Source organism: Oscillibacter sp. CU971 (assembly GCF_905219725.1).
Taxonomy (GTDB): Bacteria; Bacillota; Clostridia; order Oscillospirales; family Oscillospiraceae; genus Oscillibacter.
In genome coordinates this window covers 1-1,344 of record NZ_CAJMXG010000498.1, presented here as the reverse complement: position 1 = coordinate 1,344, position 1,344 = coordinate 1, and the positions used below count along the sequence as shown (strand labels likewise).

Annotated in this window: 2 protein-coding genes; both read right to left on the bottom strand. The window is 58.0% G+C overall.

The window, feature by feature from the left end; genetic code table 11:
• Positions 1-8: 8 nt before the first annotated feature.
• Positions 9-290, bottom strand: coding sequence for a hypothetical protein (locus JX325_RS16905; RefSeq protein WP_204792181.1), 282 nt, complete (start codon positions 288-290; stop codon positions 9-11).
• A complete protein-coding gene (locus JX325_RS16900; RefSeq protein ID WP_204792180.1) occupies positions 269-1,072 on the bottom strand; it encodes a DUF3991 domain-containing protein in 804 nt (267 codons plus the stop codon). The genes JX325_RS16905 and JX325_RS16900 overlap by 22 nt, the downstream gene beginning before the upstream one ends.
• Positions 1,073-1,344: the final 272 nt, after the last annotated feature.

Here is a 1,344-nt window from a genome sequence, read left to right as displayed (position 1 = left end):
CCTTCCTTTTACAGCGAACGCAGAAAGTCGAGGACATTGTCATCCACGCTTCCGGTCTGCGGCTGCTCCTGCGTTCCTGTTCTTGTGATAAATTCCACACTGCGAAGTTCCTCCCGAATTGCGGCGCGGACGGCCTTCAGCAGAGCGTCCTGTTCATGCGACCGGCAGACTGCCCGGCACACGGCCTCCGTCCGCTGCCCGGCGGGAATCGCGCACAGCAGTCTCCATGCCTCCCGCTGGAGCGGTGAGGCCATGGAGAACGAGAGGTTCAGCCGTTTCTTCTCAGCCATCGCCAACGCTCCGCGACAAAAGCCCGACAAGCCGTTCGTAGCCCTTGGCGTTCAAGCATACGTCGTCCAGGATCAAAGGCCGACAAGGAGTTGTTATCCTGCTTCTGGTCGATGCTGGTGTAATGGGTCACCTCTCGGCAGAACGTACAGAAGCTCATGAGGTCGATGGGGGCCTCAAAGACGGCTACTTCCTCGATCTCTGGGTCACAGGGCAGGCGGAAGCCGATCTTCTTGTCGCTTCCGGTGACGTCGGCTTTGAAGCCGGAGCCGTTCAGGTCACAGGTGCCGCGTTTGTTGGCGAATTTGGGTCGGCCATTGCCATCCCTGCCAACGAACACGCAGTTGTGGTATTTCTGGTCCTCATAGAGCAGTCCGGCGTCGATGAAGGCCCGGATCACCTGAACGGCGATGCCCCGCTTGCGGAGATATGCGAACACTCTCCGCTGGTCCGCATGGGCGGGCGGCAGAGCGAAGGCGGGCTTCTCCTTGGGCGGCGCGGCCTTGGGACGGGGGACTGGCATGTCCCGGTTGGGGGAGTCCCTGGATCGTCCATGGTAGGCAAGCAGATAATCCACCGCCTCACGGAAACTCTTACCGCAGAACTCCTGGATGAAAGTGATGGCGTCCCCGTGCTGTCTGGTGGAATAGCGGTACCATTGGGTGGAGTCCTTGATGCGAAGGCTGTCCATCTCCGCCGCTGTGTAGTAGCTGCCGATCCGCTTCACGGTGTAGCCCAGCGAAGACAGCAGGCTCGGCAGGTCCGTGTTCCTGACGAGGTCCATCTCTGCATCCGTGTAACGCCATGCTGTGTTTTGATTCGTGCTATCACCTCCTTTCCGGCTGAAAGTAAAAACAGCCCGGCAAGGCATCCCAAAGTCGGGATGCCCTGCCGGGCTGATTCTCCTATCGTAGATATGTTCGATTTGTCAAGACTGAACTTGCACGAAATTGCCGGCTCTTTTTCTCCATCCCCGCCATTGTTTTTCGGACGAGTTCCAGATACAATATTTGACAGTTTTGTGTCAGGGGGGACTATGTGGAATGAGTCTTGATT